The following is a 20,634-nucleotide window of genomic DNA, read 5'->3' as shown; positions in this document are numbered from 1 at the left end:
TGCACACATTATTATAATCGTTTGCAATGTTCACATTATTATATATGCTCACATTGTATTATATGTGTATTCTGGGTTCATTTTGCTTTACTCGAGGTGCAGGGTATGCCCCATGCGGTCCCGTTTTGTACGAAGATATTTGATGTCGTAGCGGTTTGGCGTAATCTCAATGGGCACATTCTCGACGATTTCCAGCCCATAGGCTTCCAGTCCCACACGCTTTGTCGGGTTGTTGGTCATGAGACGCATCTTGTGCACGCCGAGGTGCCGGAGCATTTGTGCGCCACAGCCATAGTCGCGCTCATCGGGTTTGAAGCCGAGATGGACATTGGCGTCCACGGTGTCGAGTCCTTGCTCCTGTTGAAGCTTGTAGGCGGCAATTTTATTCATCAGCCCGATGCCACGGCCTTCCTGTTGCATATAGACGACGACGCCTTTGCCTTCTTTTTCAATCATCTGCATGGCTTTATGGAGTTGCTCGCCGCAGTCGCAGCGCATGCTGCCGAGTATGTCGCCAGTCGCGCACGATGAGTGGACGCGCACAAGGATGGGCTCATTCTCTTCCCATTCACCTTTGATAAGAGCCATATGCTCCAGTCCGTTGCTTGTCTGACGAAAGGGAATCAGGTGGAAGTGGCCGTAGATGGTAGGCATGTCTACTTCCACGCCGACCTCAATGCTTGTCTCATGTTTGAGTCTGTAAGCGATGAGATCCTTGATGCTGATGATTTTCAGGCCCCACTCCTTGGCTTTCTCCTGCAGTTGGGGCATGCGTGCCATGGTGCCGTCATCGTTCATGATCTCCATGAGGGCACCTGCCGGATGGAGACCGGCGAGCTTGCAGAGGTCCACGGCAGCCTCGGTGTGTCCCGAGCGTCGCAGCACGCCGTTGTCCTGGGCGTAGAGGGGGTTGATGTGTCCGGGGCGGCCGAAGGTCTGCGGTGTCGAAGCAGGGTCGGCAAGGGCGAGAATGGTCTCTGCACGGTCGTGAGCCGAGACGCCGGTTGTGCAACCTTCGAGCTTGTCCACGGTGATGGTGAAAGGCGTGCCCAGCACAGAGGTGTTCTCGTCAACCTGATGGGGCAGGTCAAGCTCCTCGGCGCGCCGGATGGTGATGGGTGCACAGAGTACGCCACGCGCGTTTTTCAGCATGAAGTTGATTTTTTCGGGCGTTATCATTTCGGCAGCGGTGATGAGGTCACCTTCATTCTCACGGTCTTCGTCATCGACGACGATGACGAACTTGCCTTGCTTGAAATCTTCTATGGCCTCTTCTATACGGTTCAGCTTGAATTCTGGCATATCTATTTTTTTATATGATAATATTAATCTTTCTGTTCGTCGAGATGTCCGATACGTCTCTCTGTGTAGTTCACGATGTTGGTATTGGTGTATCTGATGACTTTCAGGTCGCGCAGTAATCTTAGGCGGAATCTCCACATTCTTAGGTAAATGAAGATGCCAGCCGGCACAATGATGGCGGAGAGCACGTTCATCCACCTGCGGCTAAACGGGCGCGTGTGTGCCTTGACCATCAGTATGGGGTACTGGTTGATAAGATGCAGCACCTGATTGTCGCGCGTATTGGAGAGATCTTGTATGACATGCTCCAGCTCTTCGTTGATCTGTTCGATGTCGTGGTCTTCCTCGTATTTGAAGAACACCTTGATGATGTTTGGTGGCGACTTGAGGTTGTGCCTGCCCGAATAGCCTCGCAGTTGGGTGTTGATTCTGAGCAGTATCTCGTTGTCCTCGGTATAGTGTGGCGGCTCTATCACCACCTCCTTGCCTTGGATGTTTCTCTTTGCCCTGAGCCCGAAGAATTTCTCGAAGAATCGTCTCCAACCGTCGGCGTTGAATACCATGGAGTCGTTAATTGCCTTATAGGTGACGAAGACGGCGAGCGGCGACAGCGCGGCGGGTGCAAGCCAGTGGCCGATCCAAATGGGCCATGAAGCCTGCCTTGACATGCGGAAAGCGGAGTTGTCGAGAATGTAATAGACGATGAAGACAAGCACTGAGATGATGATGGGCATGCCCAGTCCACCTTTGCGGATGATGGCTCCCAGCGGCGCTCCGATAAAGAAGAAGATGAGACACTGCAGGGCCAGGGCAAACTTGTTCTGTGCTTCCAGCTTGTGGTTGCGCAGGATGCGTTCGTTGTCTTGGGTGAGCATGGACTTGAACTCCAGGTCGGAAGTCTCGCGTTGCACGCTGCTGAGAGCGGCTGACATGACTTGCTGCTGTTGCTCTATTTTCAGTTTACTGAAGAGCTTGTCGATGTCTACCTTCCCATTTTGCGCCATTCTGATTTGTCTGAGAGAGTCTTTCTTTGTGATGGTAGGGCTTGGGAAGCACACCTGACGGGTGTCTCTCCAGAAAACTCGGCCTATACTGTCGTAGCACTGGTTGAGTGAGTCGATGTCGTAATGGATCTGTGAGAGACTCTTTCCCGCGGCGTTGTTTGACAGCGCTGCGGCATCCATGAGCGAGAAGTTCGCGTCGAAGTCGAGGATGACTTTCTTGTTGGTGAACGTCTCGCGGCGGTAGGGCACTGCGGCGCTGCCGCCAAGATCCGACTCACGCATGTTCTCAAACCATTCTCCGCTCCACAGTGAGAGAATGAGATGTTTCTTTTCTGCTGTAGACTGCAGCATGCCCGAGTCAGCCAGAATAATGGCGGCATCCTCATAGCTGTCGGTCATGCGGTAGATCATGATGCCGTAGAGCTTGCCCGTCTTCACATTCTTTTTCTGAACGTAGATGTTTGAGTTGGGTATGCCGTCGTAGAACACGCCCTCCGGGATTTCGAGCTCCGGACTTTTCTGTTTCATGGAGAGTATGAGTTGGGCGAGTTTTATGTTGGCGTGGGGGCCAATATTGTTCTGAAAATAGAACGATGTGCACATGATGAGCACGGTGATGACGATGAGCGACCGGAAGCTCTGCATCAGTGATATGCCTGCAGCCTTGATGGCTGTGAGCTCGGAACTCTCACCTAAGTTGCCGAAGGTGATGAGTGAGCTCAGCAGAATGGCCAGTGGAAGCGCTTGGGGCACCATCATTAGTGCCATGTAATAGAAAAATTGCGCAAGGATCTGCATTGACAATCCCTTACCAATGAGGTCGTCGATGTATCTCCATAGGAATTGCATCATCAGCACAAAGAGGCAGATGAAGAATGTTCCCGCAAAGAGCAGGAGGAACTGCTTGGCGATGAATATATCGAGTTTCTTTATCCGGAAGTTCATAATATTGTGCAAAGATAAGGAGAATATTTTAGAAACACCAAATTTCTTGGCATAACTCTCGTGGAAGACTGGAAAAAAGTAGATATCTTTGTCTCTTTATCTCTGTGGTGCAGACGCGTTGCCTTTACGCCGTAATCGCGTTGCCTTTACGCCGTAATCGCGTTGCCTTTACACCGTAATCGCATTGCCTTTACACTGTAGACGCACCAGCCTTGCTTTGAAGGGGATCTGTGAAGGCATGGTAAGGCTCTTCACATGATTTTTTATAAAAAAAAGACTGTAAAAGTTTTGGCGGTCCCAATTCTTTTGCATACCTTTGCATCCGCATTCCGAAAACGAGTGCTGTAAGGTCAAAGAGCCAACGGATTGGAAGTTTGGGTGAGTGGCTGAAACCAGCAGTTTGCTAAACTGCCGTGCGCAATTCGCGTACCGGGGGTTCGAATCCCCCAGCTTCCGCAATGATATTTAGCCATCAGATGGTCGGTTCATCTAACGGTTAGGATACAAGATTCTCAATCTTGGCATAAGAGTTCGATTCTCTTACCGACTACTATTTTTTTGTCGTGCTTTTTGAGCCTTTCCCTCATTTGCTATGCAGGAAGGCTTTTTTTATCAGGCGGCAATGGCCAAACGGTGGATTCATCTAATGGTTAGGATACAAGATTCTCAATCTTGGCATAGGGGTTCGATTCCCCTATCCACTACGAAAAGACCCCTTGCAAGCAAGAGCTTGCAAGGGGTCTCCATTCAGTATGCTCGGCATGAGTATTGTCTAACGGGTGCAAGTCCCGAGTAAGCCTTAATAGCGGGAATTACATAGCCAAAGGCAAGGGCGTCCATCGTGAGGTGGAATCTGAAAGAAGCCGGCGGCAAACATCTGACCTAACGAACAGAAACTTCATACAAGGCATATGACCGTGGGTAAGGTTGCTAAACAAATCAAAGCCCTATAGCTATTCGGAACGGTTGGTGTAAATGAAGTGGGTATAAGATGGAAAGACAATGCCCTTATCCGAGGAGGTCTCACGGACACTTCAAATAGTTTTTTTTACGAAAGAAGTGGAGTAAAGCTTGCCGTGAGAAGTCAGCAGACGCCATAGTAGTGCAATACTCGATAACGTTGCATGAAGGGCTGAACCTAACAATCAAGCGATAGTAATTGAAACATACCTCATGAAGGAAAGAATGCAGAAAACATTATCCCAAGTTAATGGCTGCCCCCAAAGAGATAGGTCGGAAACCGAATGGTATGGGGGAGTGCAGACCTACATGTGGATGTGTGAAGACAACATCGTGGAAGTACCATTCGACAAGGAACACCTTTTCGAGCAAATCCTTAGCCCTTCAAATCTCAACCGAGCCTACAAGGCAGTTATGAGAAACAAAGGCTGTGGTGGTATCGACAAGATGTCGTGTGAGCAGTTGCTCCCATGGCTATTGACCAATAAGGACTTGCTCATCCGTTCCTTGATGGACGGCTCTTACCGTCCAAACCCAGTGAAAAGGGTAGAAATACCCAAAGACAACGGCAAGATGCGCCTGTTGGGAATACCTACAGTAGTAGACCGTTTGGTGCAACAAGCCATAAACCAAGTATTGACCCCCATCTATGAGAACCAATTTTCCAAGACGAGCTACGGCTTCCGTCCGAGAAGAGGGATGCCATGACGCAATACGAGGAGCGCAAAGTATAATTAATGAAGGCTACGTATATGTAGTAGACCTTGACCTTGAACGCTTCTTCGATACCGTGAGCCATAGCAAACTCATAGAAATTCTCAGCCGTACGATAAAAGACGGCAGAGTGGTCAGTCTTATACACAAATATCTCCGAAGTGGTGTAATGAACAAAGGCTTGTTTGAAGCGAGCGAAGAGGGAACTCCCCAAGGAGGACCGCTAAGTCCGTTGTTGAGTAACATCATACTCAACGAATTGGACAAAGAACTTGAACGCAGAGGGCTTCCCTTTGTACGCTATGCCGATGACTCGATGATATTCTGTAAGTCCAAAAGGGCTGCAATGCGAGTGAAGGAGTCTATAACCCGATTTATAGAAAATGTTCTATATCTCAGAGTCAACAAGGAAAAGACCGTAGTGTCGTATGTACGTGGAGTGAAATACCTGGGCTACTCCTTTTATGTGATGAAAGGCAAATGCCAACTCACTGTGCACCCAAAATCCAAAGCCAAGATGAAGTCAAGGTTGAAAGAACTGACAAGTCGCAGCAATGGATGGGGATATGCCAAGAGAAAGCAAAAGCTGAAAGAATACATAAGAGGGTGGGTTGGCTATTATCATCTTGCCAATATGAAGCGTCTCTTGCTTGAAACAGACGAATGGTTAAGACGTAGAATACGCATGTGTATATGGAAAGCTTGGAAGAAAGTCAAGACAAAAGTGGCAAACCTCATTAGATGTGGTATTAATAAATACCAAGCATACGAATGGGGTAATACTCGTAAGGGTTATTGGCATATAGCTAATAGTCCTATTTTAGCAACTGCAATAAGTAACAACAATCTACGTGCAGCAGGGTATGCTACTTTAATGGGGACGTATCTCGAATGGCACCCCAAAATAGGAACCGCCGTATGCGGGACCGCATGTACGGTGGTGTGAGAGGTCGGAAAACGAAAGTAGGAAGAAAACTACTTCGTTTTCCTCCTACTCGATTGAATCGTCTTTAGGAAGAAACTGGATGATGAATACGCCGTTGAGGCGACGGCTTCACATTCAGCAGAAGAAGGGTGTCAAGTATTTTTATGATCAGATGGCCATTCGGACAGAAAGTAGTAACTTTGCAACTAAAAATATTACGAACCATGGAATACATGTCACAGGAATGCTACGACAAACTCGTGGCTGAGCTGCAGCACCTTATCAAGGTAGAACTTCCCAAGGCCCAGGATGAGCTCTCGGAGGCCCGCGACAAGGGCGACCTGAGCGAAAACTTCGAATACCACGCTGCCCGGCGTACTCACGGGCGACTACTTGGTAAAATAAGATTCAAGCAAAACATCCTCGCCAATGCCCGTGTGCTCGACACCACGCGGCTCAGTGCCGACACCGTGCAGCTGCTCTGTAAAGTGGAGGTGACCAACCTCAAGACCAACCATAAGGCCACCTATACCCTTGCCAGCCCACACGAGGCCAACATCCGCGAAGGGAAAATCTCGATGAAATCGCCCATCGGGCAGGCACTGATGAACCGCCATGCCGGCGATATCATAGAGGTGAGGGCCCCCGCAGGCGTTGTCAAACTGCGCATCGACAGTATTCAGCTCTGAACTGTTTTGCTACAAATTGAATTCAGAATACCGAAAAACATAAGTTTTCAAAGTATTTTTAGTAACTTTGGATAGAAAAGCGACAACCCTTTGTAGAAGGGTGTTCCGCACAATAGGCTGGTGTTCGGGTAACGATTTGGAAACCGTTCTGTTTGCTATGCTTTGCCTTGTCTTGCTTAGAGGTTTGCTCTTTGCTACAAAAGTACATAAAAACTCTAATTCCCCAAAATTCCCATCATCATTTGTTGGTGTTTTAACGCAATATAAGAAAAAAGGGTGATAAAAATTTGGAAGCAACATGAATATTGATTATATTTGCAACCGAATACAAACTAAAACAATTTATTATGAAGAATTATCTAAAATTTTTACCGGTAGTACTCTTTATTCTGAGTGGGTGTAGTGACAAAATGGATGAAGTAGATACCGTTATAGATAGCGGTCATAAATCTTATATCTCTTTGTCTGAACAAGAGTACAATAGTATTGCCTATCCTGATAAGAAAGACTTATCGGATGAGGAGGTTGAAAGCATTGCGAAATCATACATCGGAAGTATTAAGGGATCTAATACAAGGTCTGCCTTAAATTCTTTATCAAATGTGCAAAAAGAAAAAATTAGTTTATCCTTGACTACAAAACAGCACGAAAAAGGTGAAGAAATATACTTTACAAAATTAAAATGGGTTGACCATCAAGCCAAGAAGCCTATTAGTATGATTGTAAGTTCAGATTGCCGTTTCCCTTATGTTATTGCCTTTTCTGAGGAAGGAGATTTCTTTTCACCAAACGAAACAGCAGATTTGATGATAAAAAATGCAATGAACATAGCCTTGCAAGAGATTGCCGTAATTAAGCAATGCGAAGATTCTCTTCGTGAAAAAACAAAAGCTTATGTCAATATGCAAATTAGGAAGAAGGGGATGAAACATGTAGAATACCTTGTAAACAATACTCCTGTAATACGTAGTTCTGCCACAGACAATCCCTCTGGGCAATTACATAAAATAGTTGAGCCTATGCTAAAAACAAAATGGAATCAGACAAGTCCTTATAATCTTTATGTGCCTAAATGTCCCCCAGAATATGATTTTGGCTATGGTTATGACGGACGCCATCCTGCAGGGTGTACAATTATTGCTTGGGCACAAGTCTTGGCGTATTTACAACCGAATATCAATGACATTACAACTCCTGAAGGACAGAAATTTTATTGGGGTAATTTAGGAAGTTATTCTCCGAATTTTTGGGGATACCATGAGCTTACTGAGGAAGATAAAAGGTTAGCCTCTTTAATAAAGAATCTTGCAGATGGAAGCGGCACAAAATTTACAAGTGAAGGAGGTTCTGTTTCTGTAGATGCAGTTGCAAATTATGTAAAAAAATGGAATGTCCATATTGATGGAAAAAACTCTTGTACTTTCCAAAACATGGCAAACTCTTTAAATTCAAGAAGACCAGTTATATGTAGAGGAACTGCAAGAGCCATCAGAGGAACAAGAGCAACAGGAGCATTTACCAATGGTTCACATGCTTGGGTTGTTGATGGTTATCAAATTCGCGTTCGTCCCTCTAATGTGGCTCCTTCACCAAAACAACCTCGCAGGATCTTAAAGAGGTACAATGTTTATTGCCATGCTAATATGGGATGGGGAGGAAGTTTTGATGGTTGGTATTTATATCGTTATGACGGAAGTATTGACTTCGATTGTGGAGGAGATTTGTACGATATAGATTTGGCATGTTATCCAAATGCTCGTTTAAACTAACATCTTTTGGCAATCTCGCTATTCAAACGAGATTGCCTTTTCTTTAAATACTTATAGAATATGCGTTTAAAATTGAACAATACAATATATATAGTTTGCGCTATATTTTTGTTTTTTCTTAGCTCATGTATGCAAAATGAGATAGAGTTAAAAGAAAAAGATGAGGAAAAAATAGTAACTTCCTATGAGAGAAATATCAATGATGCAGAAACAGAACTCAATGAAATTCTTTTAGGCAAAACAACTCGTGTAAACTCTATTGCTCCAAAAAATCCCATCCTGAAAAATAAATTTACCCTCAAAGTAGATGGCACTTCTATAGATACAAGAGTTGGAGGAATGACAAGGTCAGATGTTGATAATTCAACAAATATACATATTTTCAATTTTCAAGGTGGTGGATATGCTATAATGAGCGGAGATACAAGGGTTACTCCAATGTTAGTGCTTACAGATAAAGGAGAAATCCCTCAAGATGGTGTCATAGACAATCCTAATCTTGTACCATTTTTGGCAAATATGGAAGTCCAAATCATTAAGGAGATTGATGAGTTTAACGAAAATAACAGAATCAATGAAAACAATGAAAACGATGAAATTTCTGTTGTATATGGAAAATGGGAAAAAACTTTTTCCGAAATGAAAGAAGGATATTGTCCTGTTGAGTGGGGGCAGGGAAGTCCTTACAATCAATTTTGCCCATTAACGGATGGAAAATTATCCAGCACAGGCTGCGTACCAACGGCTGTTGCACAATTATTATCCGTTTATAAATTTCCCAAACGATACAACAGTTATGATTTTGATTGGGAGATTATGAATCGTTATGTAAAGACTTGGAATCCATATCCTCCTGCAATCCCTTATATAGCAAGGATTATGCAACAATTAGGTTTACGACAAAATTTAGATGTTACTTATGCCAAATACCCAGAAAATGAAACTGATGAAAATAAAGGGAGTTCCGCTTCTACTGATAACATCCCGAGAACTCTTAAGAATTTAGGGTTTTCATCTGGAGGAATAAAAAAAGATTACAATGAAACAGACATTGTCAATGAATTAAGGAAAGGATACTATGTATTAGTAAGTGGTTATGCAAAGGAAACGAAACACAAAAAGAAATTTTTAGGCATTACTATAAAGACTTGGTATTCATACTCAGGTGGGCATTGTTGGTTGGTTCACGGATTATTAGAAATGAGCCGTTCTGTCTTCCGCATAAAAAATGGGCAAACCATAGGTTCTTATATACAACGAAAGTATTATTTGTTGTGTAATATGGGATGGAATGGCTGGGATAGTGGTTATTATTATAGCGGTGCTTTTAATACAGATAAAGGTCCTGAGACAGATTTTGAAAAAACAAGAAGCAATAGTAAGGAAGATGGTAATTTTCGATATAAACTATCTGCTATCACAGAAATACGGAAATAAATAATGAATACGAGAGGGCTTTTTGGAGTTGTCTTTCTGAAACGGTCTGTATCGTTCGATGATTTGCAGGGGGACATCAAGCAACTTCACTTGGAACGGAACATGCGTCTTGTGTCTTCTCGCAAGTATCCACTTCTCGCCGTTCACCTCCACTATATCGTCGGTGGTGAGTTCCTTCAGGTCCACGAACGAAAGGGCGGTGAAGGAGGCGAAGACGAACAAGTCACGCACGAAGGCGGAGTGACTGTCGGCGAACTCGTGCAACATCAGTGCCTTCAGCTCGTCCTCCGTAAGGAACTCACGCTCCTTCGTGTTCGGACTGACATGGAACTGCGCGAACGGGTTTCTGGGTATCTTGCCGTTGAAGTGCGCACGCATCACCACGCCCTTGAGCCACATGCAGTTCAGCCAGATAGTGGCGTTCCTGTTTCCTTTCACCGTGCTGAGGTACACGGCGAAGTCCCTGATGAAGTCGGGGGTGAGTTCCAGCATCGACATATCGCTGCGGTTGTACTTGTAGCGGATAAACCTCGCCGTGTTTTCCCTTGCCCTGAGCATCACCTTGTATGTCCCCATGCTCCTGTCCTTGCCCACACGCTTGAGCAGGGAGGCGCAGTCCCTGTCAAAGGATTTGAGCAGGGTGTCGTACTCGCTGCCAAGCCCCTGATAGGCGTTGCGCACCATCTCTGCCGTGACGAATGCCTCACGATCGGAAAGCCTTTGGTAGTGCTTGATGATTTGCGCCTTGATGTTGTCAAGCGAGAGATTGGTTGCGATGGCTTCCTTGCTCCTACCTTTCGCCCTGTTGCCTCTCACATCCCACAACTCCCTCGGGATGGTGCGCTTGCAGCTGAACTGTGCCACCGTGCCGTTGATTGTTACACGCCCCATGATGGGGACGATACCGTTTTTCTCCTTGCTGCCGTTCACATAGAACAGCACCTTGAATGTGCTTCTTGCCATTGCCTCTTCTTTTTGGTTGCAAAATTAAACATGAAAGAGCCTAACCCTGCTATGCAAAATATGGAGCAACAAAGCAACAGCAACGGATGCACGGAAAATCGCTGTTTTTCTCCTTTTTGGTGGAGGTGGTTACCCTGCTTTCGGGTAACGATTTGAAAACCTTTCTATTTCAATAATCCGCATATTACTGCCTCGTGGCAGGTGGCGGATTTTCTGCAGTTTGCGCCGTATGTCCTTAATAATCAAGCCCAATTGCATTAAACTGCCGACTTTATGCAAATATTACAGCAATTTTTAGTAACTTTGTACGCTGTATCGTAACAACCGCATCAACATGAGCATTACCAAGATACTGACTGGCAATGAACAGGCTCAGGGGTTCTCCATCGAAGTGCTGCCGCCCCTCAAAGGCAACGGCACTGAGCTGCTGTTCGATCATCTCGACATGGTCAGAGACTTTGAGCCGAACTACATCAACATCACCACCCACCACTCAGAGTACATCTACCGCGAGACGGATGAGGGCCAGTATGAGCGGATGCGCATCAGGCGGCGTCCGGGTACAGTCGCCGTGGCCGCTGCTATACAGAAAAGATACAAGACCGTCGTCATTCCACACGTCATCTGTTCCGGAGCGACGAGAGAAGACATCGAGTATGAGCTCATTGACATGCAGTTTCTCGACATCAACAACGTGCTGCTGCTCAGAGGCGACAAAGCCAAGGACGACAGGATGTTCACGCCCATCAACGGCGGATGGACTCACACCACTGAACTCATCCAACAAGTGAACCGCTTCAACGAAGGCTTCTTTGCCGACGGCATACCCATCAGGCACCCTGGGAGAAAGTTCCACTACGGCGTGGCGGCATACCCTGAGAAGCACGAGGAAGCTCCTAACATTGAGATGGACATGAGATATCTCAAGGAAAAGCAGGACTTAGGTGCAGAGTATGCCATCACACAACTGTTTTACGACAACCGCAAATACTTCGATTTCGTGAAGAAGGCGCGTGCCATGGGCATCACCATTCCCATCGTGCCGGGTATCAAGCCGCTGGCCAAGCTGTCGCAGGTGACCCAGGTGCCCAAGACTTTCCATTGCGACATGCCACAGGAGCTGGCCCAGGAGGCGGTGAAATGCGCAACCGACGAGGATGTCAGACAACTCGGCATTGAATGGGCCGTCAACCAGTGCAAGGAACTGTACAGAAGCGGCGTGAAGGACATTCACTTCTATACCGTGTCTGCTTTCAAGAGCATGCCCGACATACTCAAACAGATATTATAACAGCATTATTGACGTGAATTTCGATAGAGTCATAGGTCAGGAAGAAGCTAAGACACGGTTAAGACAGCTCGTCGAGGAGGACCGCATACCCCACGCACTGATGTTCACCGGTCCGAAGGGTTGCGGGAAAATGGCCGTTGCCTTAGCTTTCGCGTCGTTTCTGCTCGGTGAGAGATGGGAAGGGAAATCACTCTTAGCCCGCCAGGCAGCCATCACCAATGCTGAGGCTATGCTCGCAAAATGGCAGCATCCCGACCTCCACTTCTCTTACCCCGCCATCAAGCCTAAAGGGTCGGGCAGTGACACGAAGATCACCAGCGACGACTTTGCCAAGGAATGGCGACAAATGCTTTCCAGGGGGCCTTACTTTTCGTTAGAGGAGTGGATGACCTTCATGCGGGCAGAAAACCAGCAGGCTGTCATCTTTGAAGCGGAGAGCGACCGACTATCGAGAAAGCTCAATATGAAAGCGATCCTCGGCGGATACAAAGTGAGCCTGATATGGCTTCCGGAGCGCATGAACCTCACCTGTGCCAACAAACTGCTCAAGCTGCTGGAAGAGCCGCCGCAGAAAACCGTCTTCCTGCTGGTCAGCGAACAGCCCGAACTACTGTTGGAGACGATTCGCAGCCGCGTACAGACCTTTGCCATGCAGCGTATTGGCGAGGGAGACATTGCGCAGGCGCTCACGCAAAGGCAAGGGCTGGCACCGGAAGATGCGCACAGAATAGCACGCATCGCTTCCGGAGACTGGCTCAAGGCCCTGGAGGAAATCGATGCAGGAAACGAGAACACGGAGTTCTTCGCACTCTTTGTCACCCTGATGCGCAAAGCATTCACCAAGGATGTAAAGGCGCTCAAGGCGTGGAGCCAGACAGCATCCGACTACGGAAGAGAGAAACAGAAACGCTTCATCGCCTATATGCTGCAGATGATCAGGGAGAACTTCATGTACAACTTCCACGATCCACGACTCTGCTATATGACCCAGACAGAGGAGAACTTCGCCAAGAACTTCGCACCATTTATCAATGAGCGCAATGTCATGCTCTTTCAGAAACGCCTGCAGCTGATGATGCGCGACATCGGACAGAATGCAAATGGAAAAATACAATTCTTCAACTTTGCGCTGGAGACAACCTTATATTTGAGAAAATAAAAACATACAAGATTCTTCAGATTACAAAATATGAGAGACTATAAGATGTGTACCGGCTGTGGCCGCGGCCTCTCCGCAAAAGGAGCGGGAAGGCAAGACAAACAGCTCAACACTTACGACTGGCTCGCCGACGTGCCCGGCAACGCAGAGTCGACCGACCTGGTGGAGGTGCAATTCAAGAATACACGGAAAGGTTATTACCATAACGTCAACAATCTCCAACTGCAAAAGGGCGATACTGTCGCCGTGGAAGCCAGTCCAGGGCACGACATCGGTGTGGTCACACTCACCGGAAGGCTCGTGCGGCTGCAAATCAAGAAAGCCAACCTCAAGTCCCCCGACGACATCAAGCGCATCTATCGCATCGCCAAGCCGGTGGACATGGAGAAATACAATGAGGCCAAGGCACGTGAGCATGAGACGATGATTAAGAGCCGCCAGATTGCAAAGAGCCTCGGACTGCAGATGAAAATAGGTGACGTGGAGTATCAGGGCGACGGCAACAAGGCCATCTTCTACTATATCGCCGATGAGCGCGTCGACTTCCGCAAGCTCATCAAGGTATTGGCAGAGACTTTCCATGTGCGCATTGAGATGAGACAAATCGGCGCGCGGCAGGAAGCTGGGCGCATCGGAGGCACAGGACCTTGCGGAAGAGAGCTGTGCTGCGCCACGTGGATGAAGAACTTCTCAAGCGTCTCCACCAATGCGGCACGCATTCAGGACATCTCGCTCAACCCGCAGAAGCTCGCCGGCATGTGCGCAAAGCTCAAATGCTGCCTCAACTATGAGGTGGACGACTACTTAGAAGCAAGCCGCCGGCTGCCACCAAAGGATGTGACACTCATCACACAGGATGCAGAATACCACCTGTTCAAAACTGACATCCTTACAGGCTTGTGTACCTACTCCACCGACAAGAACCTCGGTGCCAACATGGAAGTGATTAGCGCAAAGCGCGCCAAAGAAATCATTGCTAAGAACAAGCAAGGCGAAAAGCCACTCTCACTCTCGGAAAGCAATAAGACGAAAGAAGAGAAAAAGCCCGTCGACTTGCTGGCCGACGCTGACGTCAGCCGCTTTGACAAGACGAAGAAGAGGAAAAAGAAAACTAATAAGGGGCAGAACAGGCAGCAGACCGACAAGAAAGAGCTCAAACCGGAAGCTATGAAAACAGCTACGAATCCGGATACAGACGAGAAGAAAGCCAAGTAACATAAAAATTGATCAAGAATGATGAAAAGACTGGCTTTTCCATTCATCTCTCTACTCCTGCTCACCGCATGCACAGGCAATGTCATCTACGACAAATACAACCACACTGCTGTCTCGGGATGGGACAGGGGTGAGGTGCTGTCGTTTAACACCGCAAAGATGAAGACAACCGGCAGATACCATACCACGCTTGGATTGAGAATCAACGATACTTATCCCTTTCAGGCGCTCACGCTCATCGTGGAGCAAACCGTCTACCCTGAGAAACACACGGTGAAAGACACCGTCAACTGCACGCTCTTTGATACGTCCGGAAGGATAATGGGGCAAGGTATCAGTTATTACCAATACCATTATCACGTGTCGGAGATGACTTTGCAGAAAGGAGACTCTCTGCATGTCACCGTCAGACACGATATGCAAAGGGATATACTGCCGGGAATATCCGACGTAGGCATTGAGGTTTCCCGTTAAGTCCTGACGAGATTACGCCCCGCATCTATCCTCAGGAAAATGAATAGCAGCAAGGTAAAGCCCCATAAGGAAGAGCCACCATAACTGAAGAAAGGCAGCGGGATGCCGATGACGGGCGTCAGGCTCAGCACCATCCCCACATTTATAAATACGTGGAAAAGGAAAATACTGGCTACACTGTAGCCGTAGACTCTGCCAAACTTGAACGGTTGTCGCTCAGACAGATAGATCAACCGCAGAATCAAAGCCAAGAACAACAGCAGCACACCAGCGGAACCAAGGAAGCCCTCTTCTTCACCAACCGTACAAAAAATGAAGTCGGTGTCTTGTTCGGGTACAAACTTCAATTTTGTTTGAGTTCCATTCAAGAAACCTTTACCGCGCAAACCGCCGGAGCCAATGGCAATCTCACTTTGGTGCACATTGTAGCCGGCACCCGCCAAATCATCGTCCAAGCCCAAGAGCACATTGATGCGCACACGCTGGTGAGGTTCCATGACATTATTGAGCACATAGTCAGCACTATAGAAGAAAATAATGCTACCCACAGAAAATAAACCAATGAACAGATAGTGCATAATACGCGTGGACAAACCCTCATAAACAAGGAAGCCTATCAAGACGGCGGAGATGGCAAGCTGAACCCAGACAATGTCGAAAGGTATCACAAACTCAGAGAAAAGAAGCACCAAAAGCGTCACACCAAGACAAATGCCCAACAACCGCAACGCCTGCTCCCGATTGCGCGCATAGATGTAGACCATGGACGAGGCAAAGAGCTGCACCAATAACAGGACGACAAACTTCCCCATCGAAGTGGGCGTATCCCATAGGAATACTTGCTCATACTTAATTCCCACAACGAAATAGATCACCATCGCGACACCTGTGAACAAGATGCTTCCAGGCATGCCCTCTCGATAGAACATCAAGAAAAAGGCCAGATAGACAAGTGCGGAACCTGTCTCACGCTGTCCGACAATAAACAACATCGGCAACAATACGATTGCCATGGCTGCAAAGAAGCACTTCGGCTTATGCATGTCAAACCCATAAGTGCTCATGAGTTTGGCGACGGCCAGGGCTGTAGCGAACTTGGCAAACTCTGCCGGCTGGAGACGCAGGGGACCTAATACAATCCAAGAGCGTGATCCTTTGATCTCATGCGGATTGAATATGGTAAGGAAAAGCAGCAGCAATAAAACTGCATAGATGACGTAGGCAAACGTGTCATAGAACCGGTCGTCGAGCATCAACAATATGAATCCTAAGGTGAGAGAAGTGCCAATCCACACTATCTGCATACCCGAACGCGTGGAAAGACTGAAGATGTCAGTCTCTCCATAAGTATAGCTGGCTCCGCAGACACTGATCCATCCAAAGATTAGCAAGGCAATATAGATGCCCACTGTCCACCAGTCGAGGCTGCGGAGCACGCTCGTCTGGCGGTTATCGTTCTGAGTCTCCATAAGCTATTCTGCGGTTTTGCATTTCTTCGGCAAGCCGTTCACCTGACGGACTAAGCTTACCCATGATATACTGTTCCATCAACACCTTTCCTATAGGCACGCCAAAGTCGGCACCCCAGCCGCCATTCTCTACATAGACAGCGATGGCTATCTTCGGGTTATCCATTGGCGCAAAGCCCATGAACACAGAGTGGTCATGCCCCCGGTTCTGTGCCGTTCCGGTCTTGCCGCATGCTGCGAAAGGTAGTGAGCCCAACATCTTACACGTGCCACCCATGGCAGACGAGCGCATACCCGCCACAATGTAATCGTAGGCGCGATGCTGAGCCTTCGTATAATGACGCCGTGTAAAGAGCGTATCAAGTGGCACACCTTGAATCTTCCGCACCACATGCGGCACATAATAATAGCCTCGGTTGGCTATCGACGCTCCCAGATTGGCTATTTGTAAGGGCGTGAGATTGACTTCACCCTGCCCAATACTGATGCTGATGATGGTCAAACCATTCCACGACCCATGGTAAGCCTTGTCATAGAAAGTGGCATTAGGTATCAGCCCGCGCTTCTCACCGGGCAGATCCACACCCAGACGATAGCCGAACCCCATAGAGACCATATAGTCACGCCAGGTGTTCATGGCATCGTCTACCGTTCTGTATTTGGCCCTGTTGCCCATCATATGGAACAGACCCCAGCAGAAAAATGCATTACACGACGTGCTGATAGCCGGAACAAGACTCAATGGAGACGCGTGGCTGTGGCAACCCACATGAAGGCCCTTATAATAAAAGCCCCGATGGCACGGATACTGTGTGGCTGGAGTGATGACGCCCTCAGAGAGGAAGGTTAAACCCTGTGAGGTCTTAAATGTAGACCCCGGAGGATACTGTCCCATGATGGCACGGTTAAGCAGAGGCTTCTGCGGATCATGGATAAGAAACTTATGGTATTTGCCGCGTTGCTTGCCTTCGAGCAGCCGTGGATCATAACTCGGAGAAGATACCATACACAGTATCTGCCCCGTAGAAGGCTCGATGGCTACAATAGCGCCTATTTTACCCTGCATCATCCGCTCGCCCAGAGCCTGCAGCTTGACATCCAGACCAAGCGTCAGTTCCTTGCCAGGAATAGGCCGTCGGTCAAACTTGCCATTCTGATAATGTCCCTGGACACGCCCATGAGCATCACGAAGAAGAATCTGAACACCCTTCACGCCCCGCAAATACTTCTCATAACTGCGCTCCACGCCGAGCTTACCGATGTAATCGCCAGGTTGATAATAGCTGTCCTCATCAATATCAGACTGTGAAACTTCAGACACTTCACCCAATACATGGGCGCCGTAAGGATACATGTATTGCCTTACGCTGCGTTTCTGAATATAGAAGCCAGGGAAACGAAACATCTTCTCACGAAAGACGCTAAAATTCTTATCGTCCACCTGAGTCATGAACAACTGCTGCGTGAAACGGGAATAGCCAGGATTCTTTGCCGGATCCTTGATGTCGTTCATCCGCTTGATAAACCACTCCCTTGTAATGCCCAGCGTCTGGCATAAATCCAATGTATCAAGCCGTCCGCGTTCTTCGTTCATCACCACCATGATGTCGTAGGAAGGCTGGTTGAAAACCAACAAGGCACCATTACGGTCACGGATAATGCCACGACTGGGGAAATCCACTTTCTTGAAGAAAGCATTCGAATCGGCACTCTTGCGATAGTCATCGCTCATCACCTGCAAGGTAAAGAGACGAATCACATACACCACCACCACGATGATGGCGATGCCACTGATGACTCTTCTTCTATTATCCAGACTGAAATCCTTCATTTACCGATACCCCAATTTCATTTTCCTCCCCTATTCCCTTCTTAGATTGTCGCAAACAAGCACCAACAGGAGAGTGAGCGCTGTACTGCTACATACACTTAACAACCATTGGAGCCAGTTGAAGAACGTAAAGGTCTCAAGAGAAAAGAATACCACACAATAGATAAATGTGAGTAACAGGGCAAACAACGAAAACTTGCTTATCCCCAGTGCCTTAATACAAGGAACGACATTGTTTTCATCGTCACGCTGAATAAACAGCTCAAGGGCATAAGGCTGCAAGGCTGCGACTAAAGTCATGGAGCCGGCAGCTAATCCAGGCGTATTGGAGAAGACATCTATTCCCAATCCCAAAAGAAAGCACCAAATAAGCATGGACCACTTAGGAGTGCCCCGTTGGAAAGAGATGGCAAAATAGACATACAGCAAAGGTGTCGCCACCCCGAAGAGATGGACGCGATTGAGCACCAATGCTTGTAAAAGCATGAGCCCAAAGAATAGCAGCAGCCGTTTCAGAAAATCTATATTCATCCTTTTACCTATACGCTCCTAAAGATTATCACTTGTCTGTATTGGTCTTCAATGAGTCCTGTGCCGCACGCAGTATATTCAACCGCTCCAAAACAGGCGCATTATCAATTACACACACGTCGCGCAGACGGGAGAAATTTGTGGACAACTTCACTTGAAGCCTGTAAGACACGCCGTCTACTGAATTGTAGACGTGAAGCACTTTCCCAACAAGAATACCCGGTGGGAAGACAGAAGAGAAGCCGCTGGTCTCTATTGCATCATAAAGACGGAAACGGGCGTGACGGGGTACTTCTTCCACATAAGCTATCTGCGGATCACCGCCCATCCAGTGAAGATAACCGAAATAACCGCGACCATGAATGCTGCAACTGATGTTCGACTTCGTATTGATAGCCGGAATGACTATAGAATAATGTGGAGAGGTAAGATACACAATGCCGACAACGCCACTGCCGCATGCCACACCCATATCCTTCCTTACGCCATCGGCGGAGCCCTTGTCAATCGTAATCAGATTACCAGGACGCGACACCGAATTACTAACTACTTTGGCGGGAATAAGCCGGAAGCTCTTGAGCAGTCTGACACCAGCAGTGTCTGTCCACGTCGTGTCCTTGCTCACATCCCCTAATCGATCAGAGAGTTTCTTTACTTGCTGTTCAAGATAAAGATTGCGTTGGGTAAGCTCTTGATTGACTTTGTCTAACGTGAAGAAGCTCTCCACACTTGCACTCCAGTCATCGAACTTACCCGCAACAGTATTGGCAGAGGTAAACCACACACTGCCTTGGTAACTGTTATACTGAAACAGCAAGACAAGACTGATGACCTCTAAGAAAATGAAAAGCAACCAGTGACTATGTCTTTGTAAAAAGTCTATTAAATTGTGCATTGCACAATTAACGCATTAGGAATGAGAAGCGATCCACATTCTTAAGCGCAACGCCCGCACCTTTGGCCACACTGTGAAGCGGATCCTCGGCAATGTGGAAAGGGATACTGATCTTATCCTGCAAACGCTTGTCAAGGCCACGCAGCAAAGCGCCGCCACCAGTAAGCCAAATGCCATTCTTGACAATGTCGGCATAAAGCTCCGGCGGAGTAGACTCCAAAGCCGAGAGAACCGCATTCTCAATCTTCGCCACGGTCTTATCAAGGCAGTGTGCAATTTCCTGATAGCAGACAGGCACTTCCATAGGAAGAGCCGTGATACGGTTTGGACCATGCACGACGTAATCCTCGGGAGCCTCGTCGCCCAGATCGGTCAAGGCTGACCCCACATGTATCTTGATGCGCTCAGCCATACGCTCCGACACCTTCACGTTGTGTTGACGGCTCATATACTCCTGGATATCAGCAGTAAGGTCGTCGCCAGCGATACGGATAGAGTTATTGCTCACGATGCCACCCAACGAAATGACGGCTATCTCCGTCGAGCCCCCGCCAATATCGACAATCATATTGCCCTCAGGAGCTTCAACATCTATGCCAATACCAATAGCAGCTGCCATTGGCTCGAAGATAAGATAGACGTCGCGACCGTCAGCGTGTTCTGCAGAATCGCGCACAGCTCTCAGTTCCACCTCCGTGGATCCGGATGGAACACCTATCACCATCCGCAGAGAAGGAGAGAAGAGACGGCTTCCCGTATGCACCATCTTGATAAGGCCACGCATCATCTGCTCGCAGGCGGTGAAGTCGGCAATGACACCATCGCGCAAGGGACGAATCGTGCGGATATTGTCGTGAGTCTTCTCATACATCATCTTGGCTTTCTCACCTACCGCAATCATCTTTCCCGTGCGGCGGTCAAGAGCTACAACAGACGGCTCGTCAACAACAATCTTGTCATCGCTGATGATGATCGTGTTGGCAGTTCCCAGGTCCATTGCTATCTCCTGAATGAAAGAAAACATTCCCATCTAATTTCTATTTCTAAATATTACTTATTGT

Annotated in this window: 14 protein-coding genes, 3 tRNA genes and 2 pseudogenes; 11 read left to right on the top strand and 8 right to left on the bottom strand. The window is 47.6% G+C overall.

Annotation, left to right across the window (positions count from 1 at the left end; translation table 11 throughout):
* Window positions 1-87 precede the first annotated feature (87 nt).
* Together PREMU_RS00885 and PREMU_RS00880 are read right to left on the bottom strand one after the other, a co-directional pair.
* Window positions 88-1,302: a bifunctional 3,4-dihydroxy-2-butanone-4-phosphate synthase/GTP cyclohydrolase II gene (locus PREMU_RS00885; protein ID WP_007572376.1), complete on the bottom strand. Its 1,215-nt coding sequence runs from the start codon at window positions 1,300-1,302 to the stop codon at window positions 88-90.
* 23 nt (window positions 1,303-1,325) lie between these two features.
* Window positions 1,326-3,251, bottom strand: coding sequence for an LptF/LptG family permease (locus tag PREMU_RS00880; RefSeq protein WP_040557925.1), 1,926 nt, complete (start codon window positions 3,249-3,251; stop codon window positions 1,326-1,328).
* Window positions 3,252-3,619: 368 nt separating this feature from the next.
* On the opposite strand from PREMU_RS00880, the gene PREMU_RS00875 reads away from it, so the two are divergent.
* The 7 genes and pseudogenes from PREMU_RS00875 (at window position 3,620) to PREMU_RS00845 (ending at window position 9,745) form a co-directional block, all read left to right on the top strand.
* Window positions 3,620-3,707: transfer RNA gene (locus tag PREMU_RS00875), tRNA-Ser, on the top strand.
* A gap of 22 nt (window positions 3,708-3,729) precedes the next feature.
* Window positions 3,730-3,801: transfer RNA gene (locus PREMU_RS00870), tRNA-Glu, on the top strand.
* Window positions 3,802-3,883: 82 nt separating this feature from the next.
* Window positions 3,884-3,955: transfer RNA gene (locus PREMU_RS00865), tRNA-Glu, on the top strand.
* Window positions 3,956-4,424: 469 nt separating this feature from the next.
* Window positions 4,425-5,871, top strand: a pseudogene (gene ltrA / locus PREMU_RS00860) (group II intron reverse transcriptase/maturase).
* Window positions 5,872-6,074: 203 nt separating this feature from the next.
* Complete coding sequence (gene greA, locus PREMU_RS00855) at window positions 6,075-6,539, top strand: transcription elongation factor GreA (protein ID WP_007572372.1); 465 nt, start codon at window positions 6,075-6,077, stop codon at window positions 6,537-6,539.
* A gap of 347 nt (window positions 6,540-6,886) precedes the next feature.
* Complete coding sequence (locus PREMU_RS00850) at window positions 6,887-8,308, top strand: C10 family peptidase (RefSeq protein WP_007572370.1); 1,422 nt, start codon at window positions 6,887-6,889, stop codon at window positions 8,306-8,308.
* A 60-nt stretch (window positions 8,309-8,368) separates the two neighbouring features.
* Window positions 8,369-9,745 (top strand): C10 family peptidase, encoded by a 1,377-nt coding sequence (locus PREMU_RS00845; protein WP_007572369.1) that lies wholly within the window; start codon window positions 8,369-8,371, stop codon window positions 9,743-9,745.
* A gap of 27 nt (window positions 9,746-9,772) precedes the next feature.
* Here the strand turns inward: PREMU_RS00845 and PREMU_RS00840 are convergent.
* Window positions 9,773-10,708: pseudogene (locus PREMU_RS00840) on the bottom strand (phage integrase SAM-like domain-containing protein); the annotation flags it as partial.
* A gap of 334 nt (window positions 10,709-11,042) precedes the next feature.
* On the opposite strand from PREMU_RS00840, the gene PREMU_RS00835 reads away from it, so the two are divergent.
* The 4 genes from PREMU_RS00835 to PREMU_RS00820 are packed head-to-tail and all read left to right on the top strand — an operon-like array spanning window position 11,043 to window position 14,847.
* The gene (locus PREMU_RS00835; RefSeq protein WP_007572366.1) at window positions 11,043-11,999 is read left to right on the top strand and encodes a methylenetetrahydrofolate reductase; all 957 of its coding nucleotides are present in this window, start codon (window positions 11,043-11,045) and stop codon (window positions 11,997-11,999) included.
* 13 nt (window positions 12,000-12,012) lie between these two features.
* Entirely contained in the window at window positions 12,013-13,158 is a 1,146-nt protein-coding gene (locus PREMU_RS00830) for a DNA polymerase III subunit (RefSeq protein ID WP_007572365.1), read from the top strand.
* 30 nt (window positions 13,159-13,188) lie between these two features.
* On the top strand, window positions 13,189-14,373 hold the full coding sequence (locus PREMU_RS00825; RefSeq protein ID WP_007572364.1) for a PSP1 domain-containing protein: 1,185 nt from the start codon (window positions 13,189-13,191) through the stop codon (window positions 14,371-14,373).
* 18 nt (window positions 14,374-14,391) lie between these two features.
* The gene (locus PREMU_RS00820) at window positions 14,392-14,847 is read left to right on the top strand and encodes a gliding motility lipoprotein GldH (protein ID WP_007572363.1); all 456 of its coding nucleotides are present in this window, start codon (window positions 14,392-14,394) and stop codon (window positions 14,845-14,847) included.
* Here the strand turns inward: PREMU_RS00820 and rodA are convergent.
* The 5 genes from rodA to PREMU_RS00795 are packed head-to-tail and all read right to left on the bottom strand — an operon-like array spanning window position 14,844 to window position 20,603.
* Window positions 14,844-16,316: a rod shape-determining protein RodA gene (rodA, locus tag PREMU_RS00815; RefSeq protein ID WP_007572361.1), complete on the bottom strand. Its 1,473-nt coding sequence runs from the start codon at window positions 16,314-16,316 to the stop codon at window positions 14,844-14,846. The two genes, PREMU_RS00820 and rodA, sit on opposite strands and share 4 nt — an antisense overlap.
* Window positions 16,297-18,147, bottom strand: a complete 1,851-nt coding sequence (locus PREMU_RS00810) for a penicillin-binding transpeptidase domain-containing protein (protein WP_007572359.1) — start codon at window positions 18,145-18,147, stop codon at window positions 16,297-16,299. The genes rodA and PREMU_RS00810 overlap by 20 nt, the downstream gene beginning before the upstream one ends.
* A 30-nt stretch (window positions 18,148-18,177) precedes the next feature.
* The gene (gene mreD, locus PREMU_RS00805; RefSeq protein WP_007572357.1) at window positions 18,178-18,678 is read right to left on the bottom strand and encodes a rod shape-determining protein MreD; all 501 of its coding nucleotides are present in this window, start codon (window positions 18,676-18,678) and stop codon (window positions 18,178-18,180) included.
* Between the two features lie 28 nt (window positions 18,679-18,706).
* On the bottom strand, window positions 18,707-19,573 hold the full coding sequence (mreC, locus tag PREMU_RS00800) for a rod shape-determining protein MreC (protein WP_007572356.1): 867 nt from the start codon (window positions 19,571-19,573) through the stop codon (window positions 18,707-18,709).
* Between the two features lie 7 nt (window positions 19,574-19,580).
* Window positions 19,581-20,603 carry a rod shape-determining protein gene (locus PREMU_RS00795; protein ID WP_040557923.1) on the bottom strand — a complete coding sequence of 341 codons (1,023 nt, stop codon included), beginning with the start codon at window positions 20,601-20,603 and terminating at the stop codon, window positions 19,581-19,583.
* Window positions 20,604-20,634: the final 31 nt, after the last annotated feature.

The organism is Hallella multisaccharivorax DSM 17128 (assembly GCF_000218235.1).
Classification (GTDB): domain Bacteria; phylum Bacteroidota; class Bacteroidia; order Bacteroidales; family Bacteroidaceae; genus Prevotella; species Prevotella multisaccharivorax.
Note: the sequence above shows the minus strand (reverse complement) of the source record. Positions and strands in the feature narration are given on the sequence as shown.

Excerpts from the sequence above, each read along its gene's own strand:
- PREMU_RS00885 (WP_007572376.1), bottom strand. The coding sequence starts at position 1,302 with ATGCCAGAATTCAAGCTGAACCGTATAGAAGAGGCCATAGAAGATTTC.
- PREMU_RS00880 (WP_040557925.1), bottom strand. The coding sequence starts at position 3,251 with ATGAACTTCCGGATAAAGAAACTCGATATATTCATCGCCAAGCAGTTC.
- greA (WP_007572372.1), top strand. The coding sequence starts at position 6,075 with ATGGAATACATGTCACAGGAATGCTACGACAAACTCGTGGCTGAGCTG.
- PREMU_RS00850 (WP_007572370.1), top strand. The coding sequence starts at position 6,887 with ATGAAGAATTATCTAAAATTTTTACCGGTAGTACTCTTTATTCTGAGT.
- PREMU_RS00845 (WP_007572369.1), top strand. The coding sequence starts at position 8,369 with ATGCGTTTAAAATTGAACAATACAATATATATAGTTTGCGCTATATTT.
- PREMU_RS00835 (WP_007572366.1), top strand. The coding sequence starts at position 11,043 with ATGAGCATTACCAAGATACTGACTGGCAATGAACAGGCTCAGGGGTTC.
- PREMU_RS00825 (WP_007572364.1), top strand. The coding sequence starts at position 13,189 with ATGAGAGACTATAAGATGTGTACCGGCTGTGGCCGCGGCCTCTCCGCA.
- PREMU_RS00820 (WP_007572363.1), top strand. The coding sequence starts at position 14,392 with ATGATGAAAAGACTGGCTTTTCCATTCATCTCTCTACTCCTGCTCACC.
- rodA (WP_007572361.1), bottom strand. The coding sequence starts at position 16,316 with ATGGAGACTCAGAACGATAACCGCCAGACGAGCGTGCTCCGCAGCCTC.
- PREMU_RS00810 (WP_007572359.1), bottom strand. The coding sequence starts at position 18,147 with ATGAAGGATTTCAGTCTGGATAATAGAAGAAGAGTCATCAGTGGCATC.
- mreD (WP_007572357.1), bottom strand. The coding sequence starts at position 18,678 with ATGAATATAGATTTTCTGAAACGGCTGCTGCTATTCTTTGGGCTCATG.
- mreC (WP_007572356.1), bottom strand. The coding sequence starts at position 19,573 with ATGCACAATTTAATAGACTTTTTACAAAGACATAGTCACTGGTTGCTT.
- PREMU_RS00795 (WP_040557923.1), bottom strand. The coding sequence starts at position 20,603 with ATGGGAATGTTTTCTTTCATTCAGGAGATAGCAATGGACCTGGGAACT.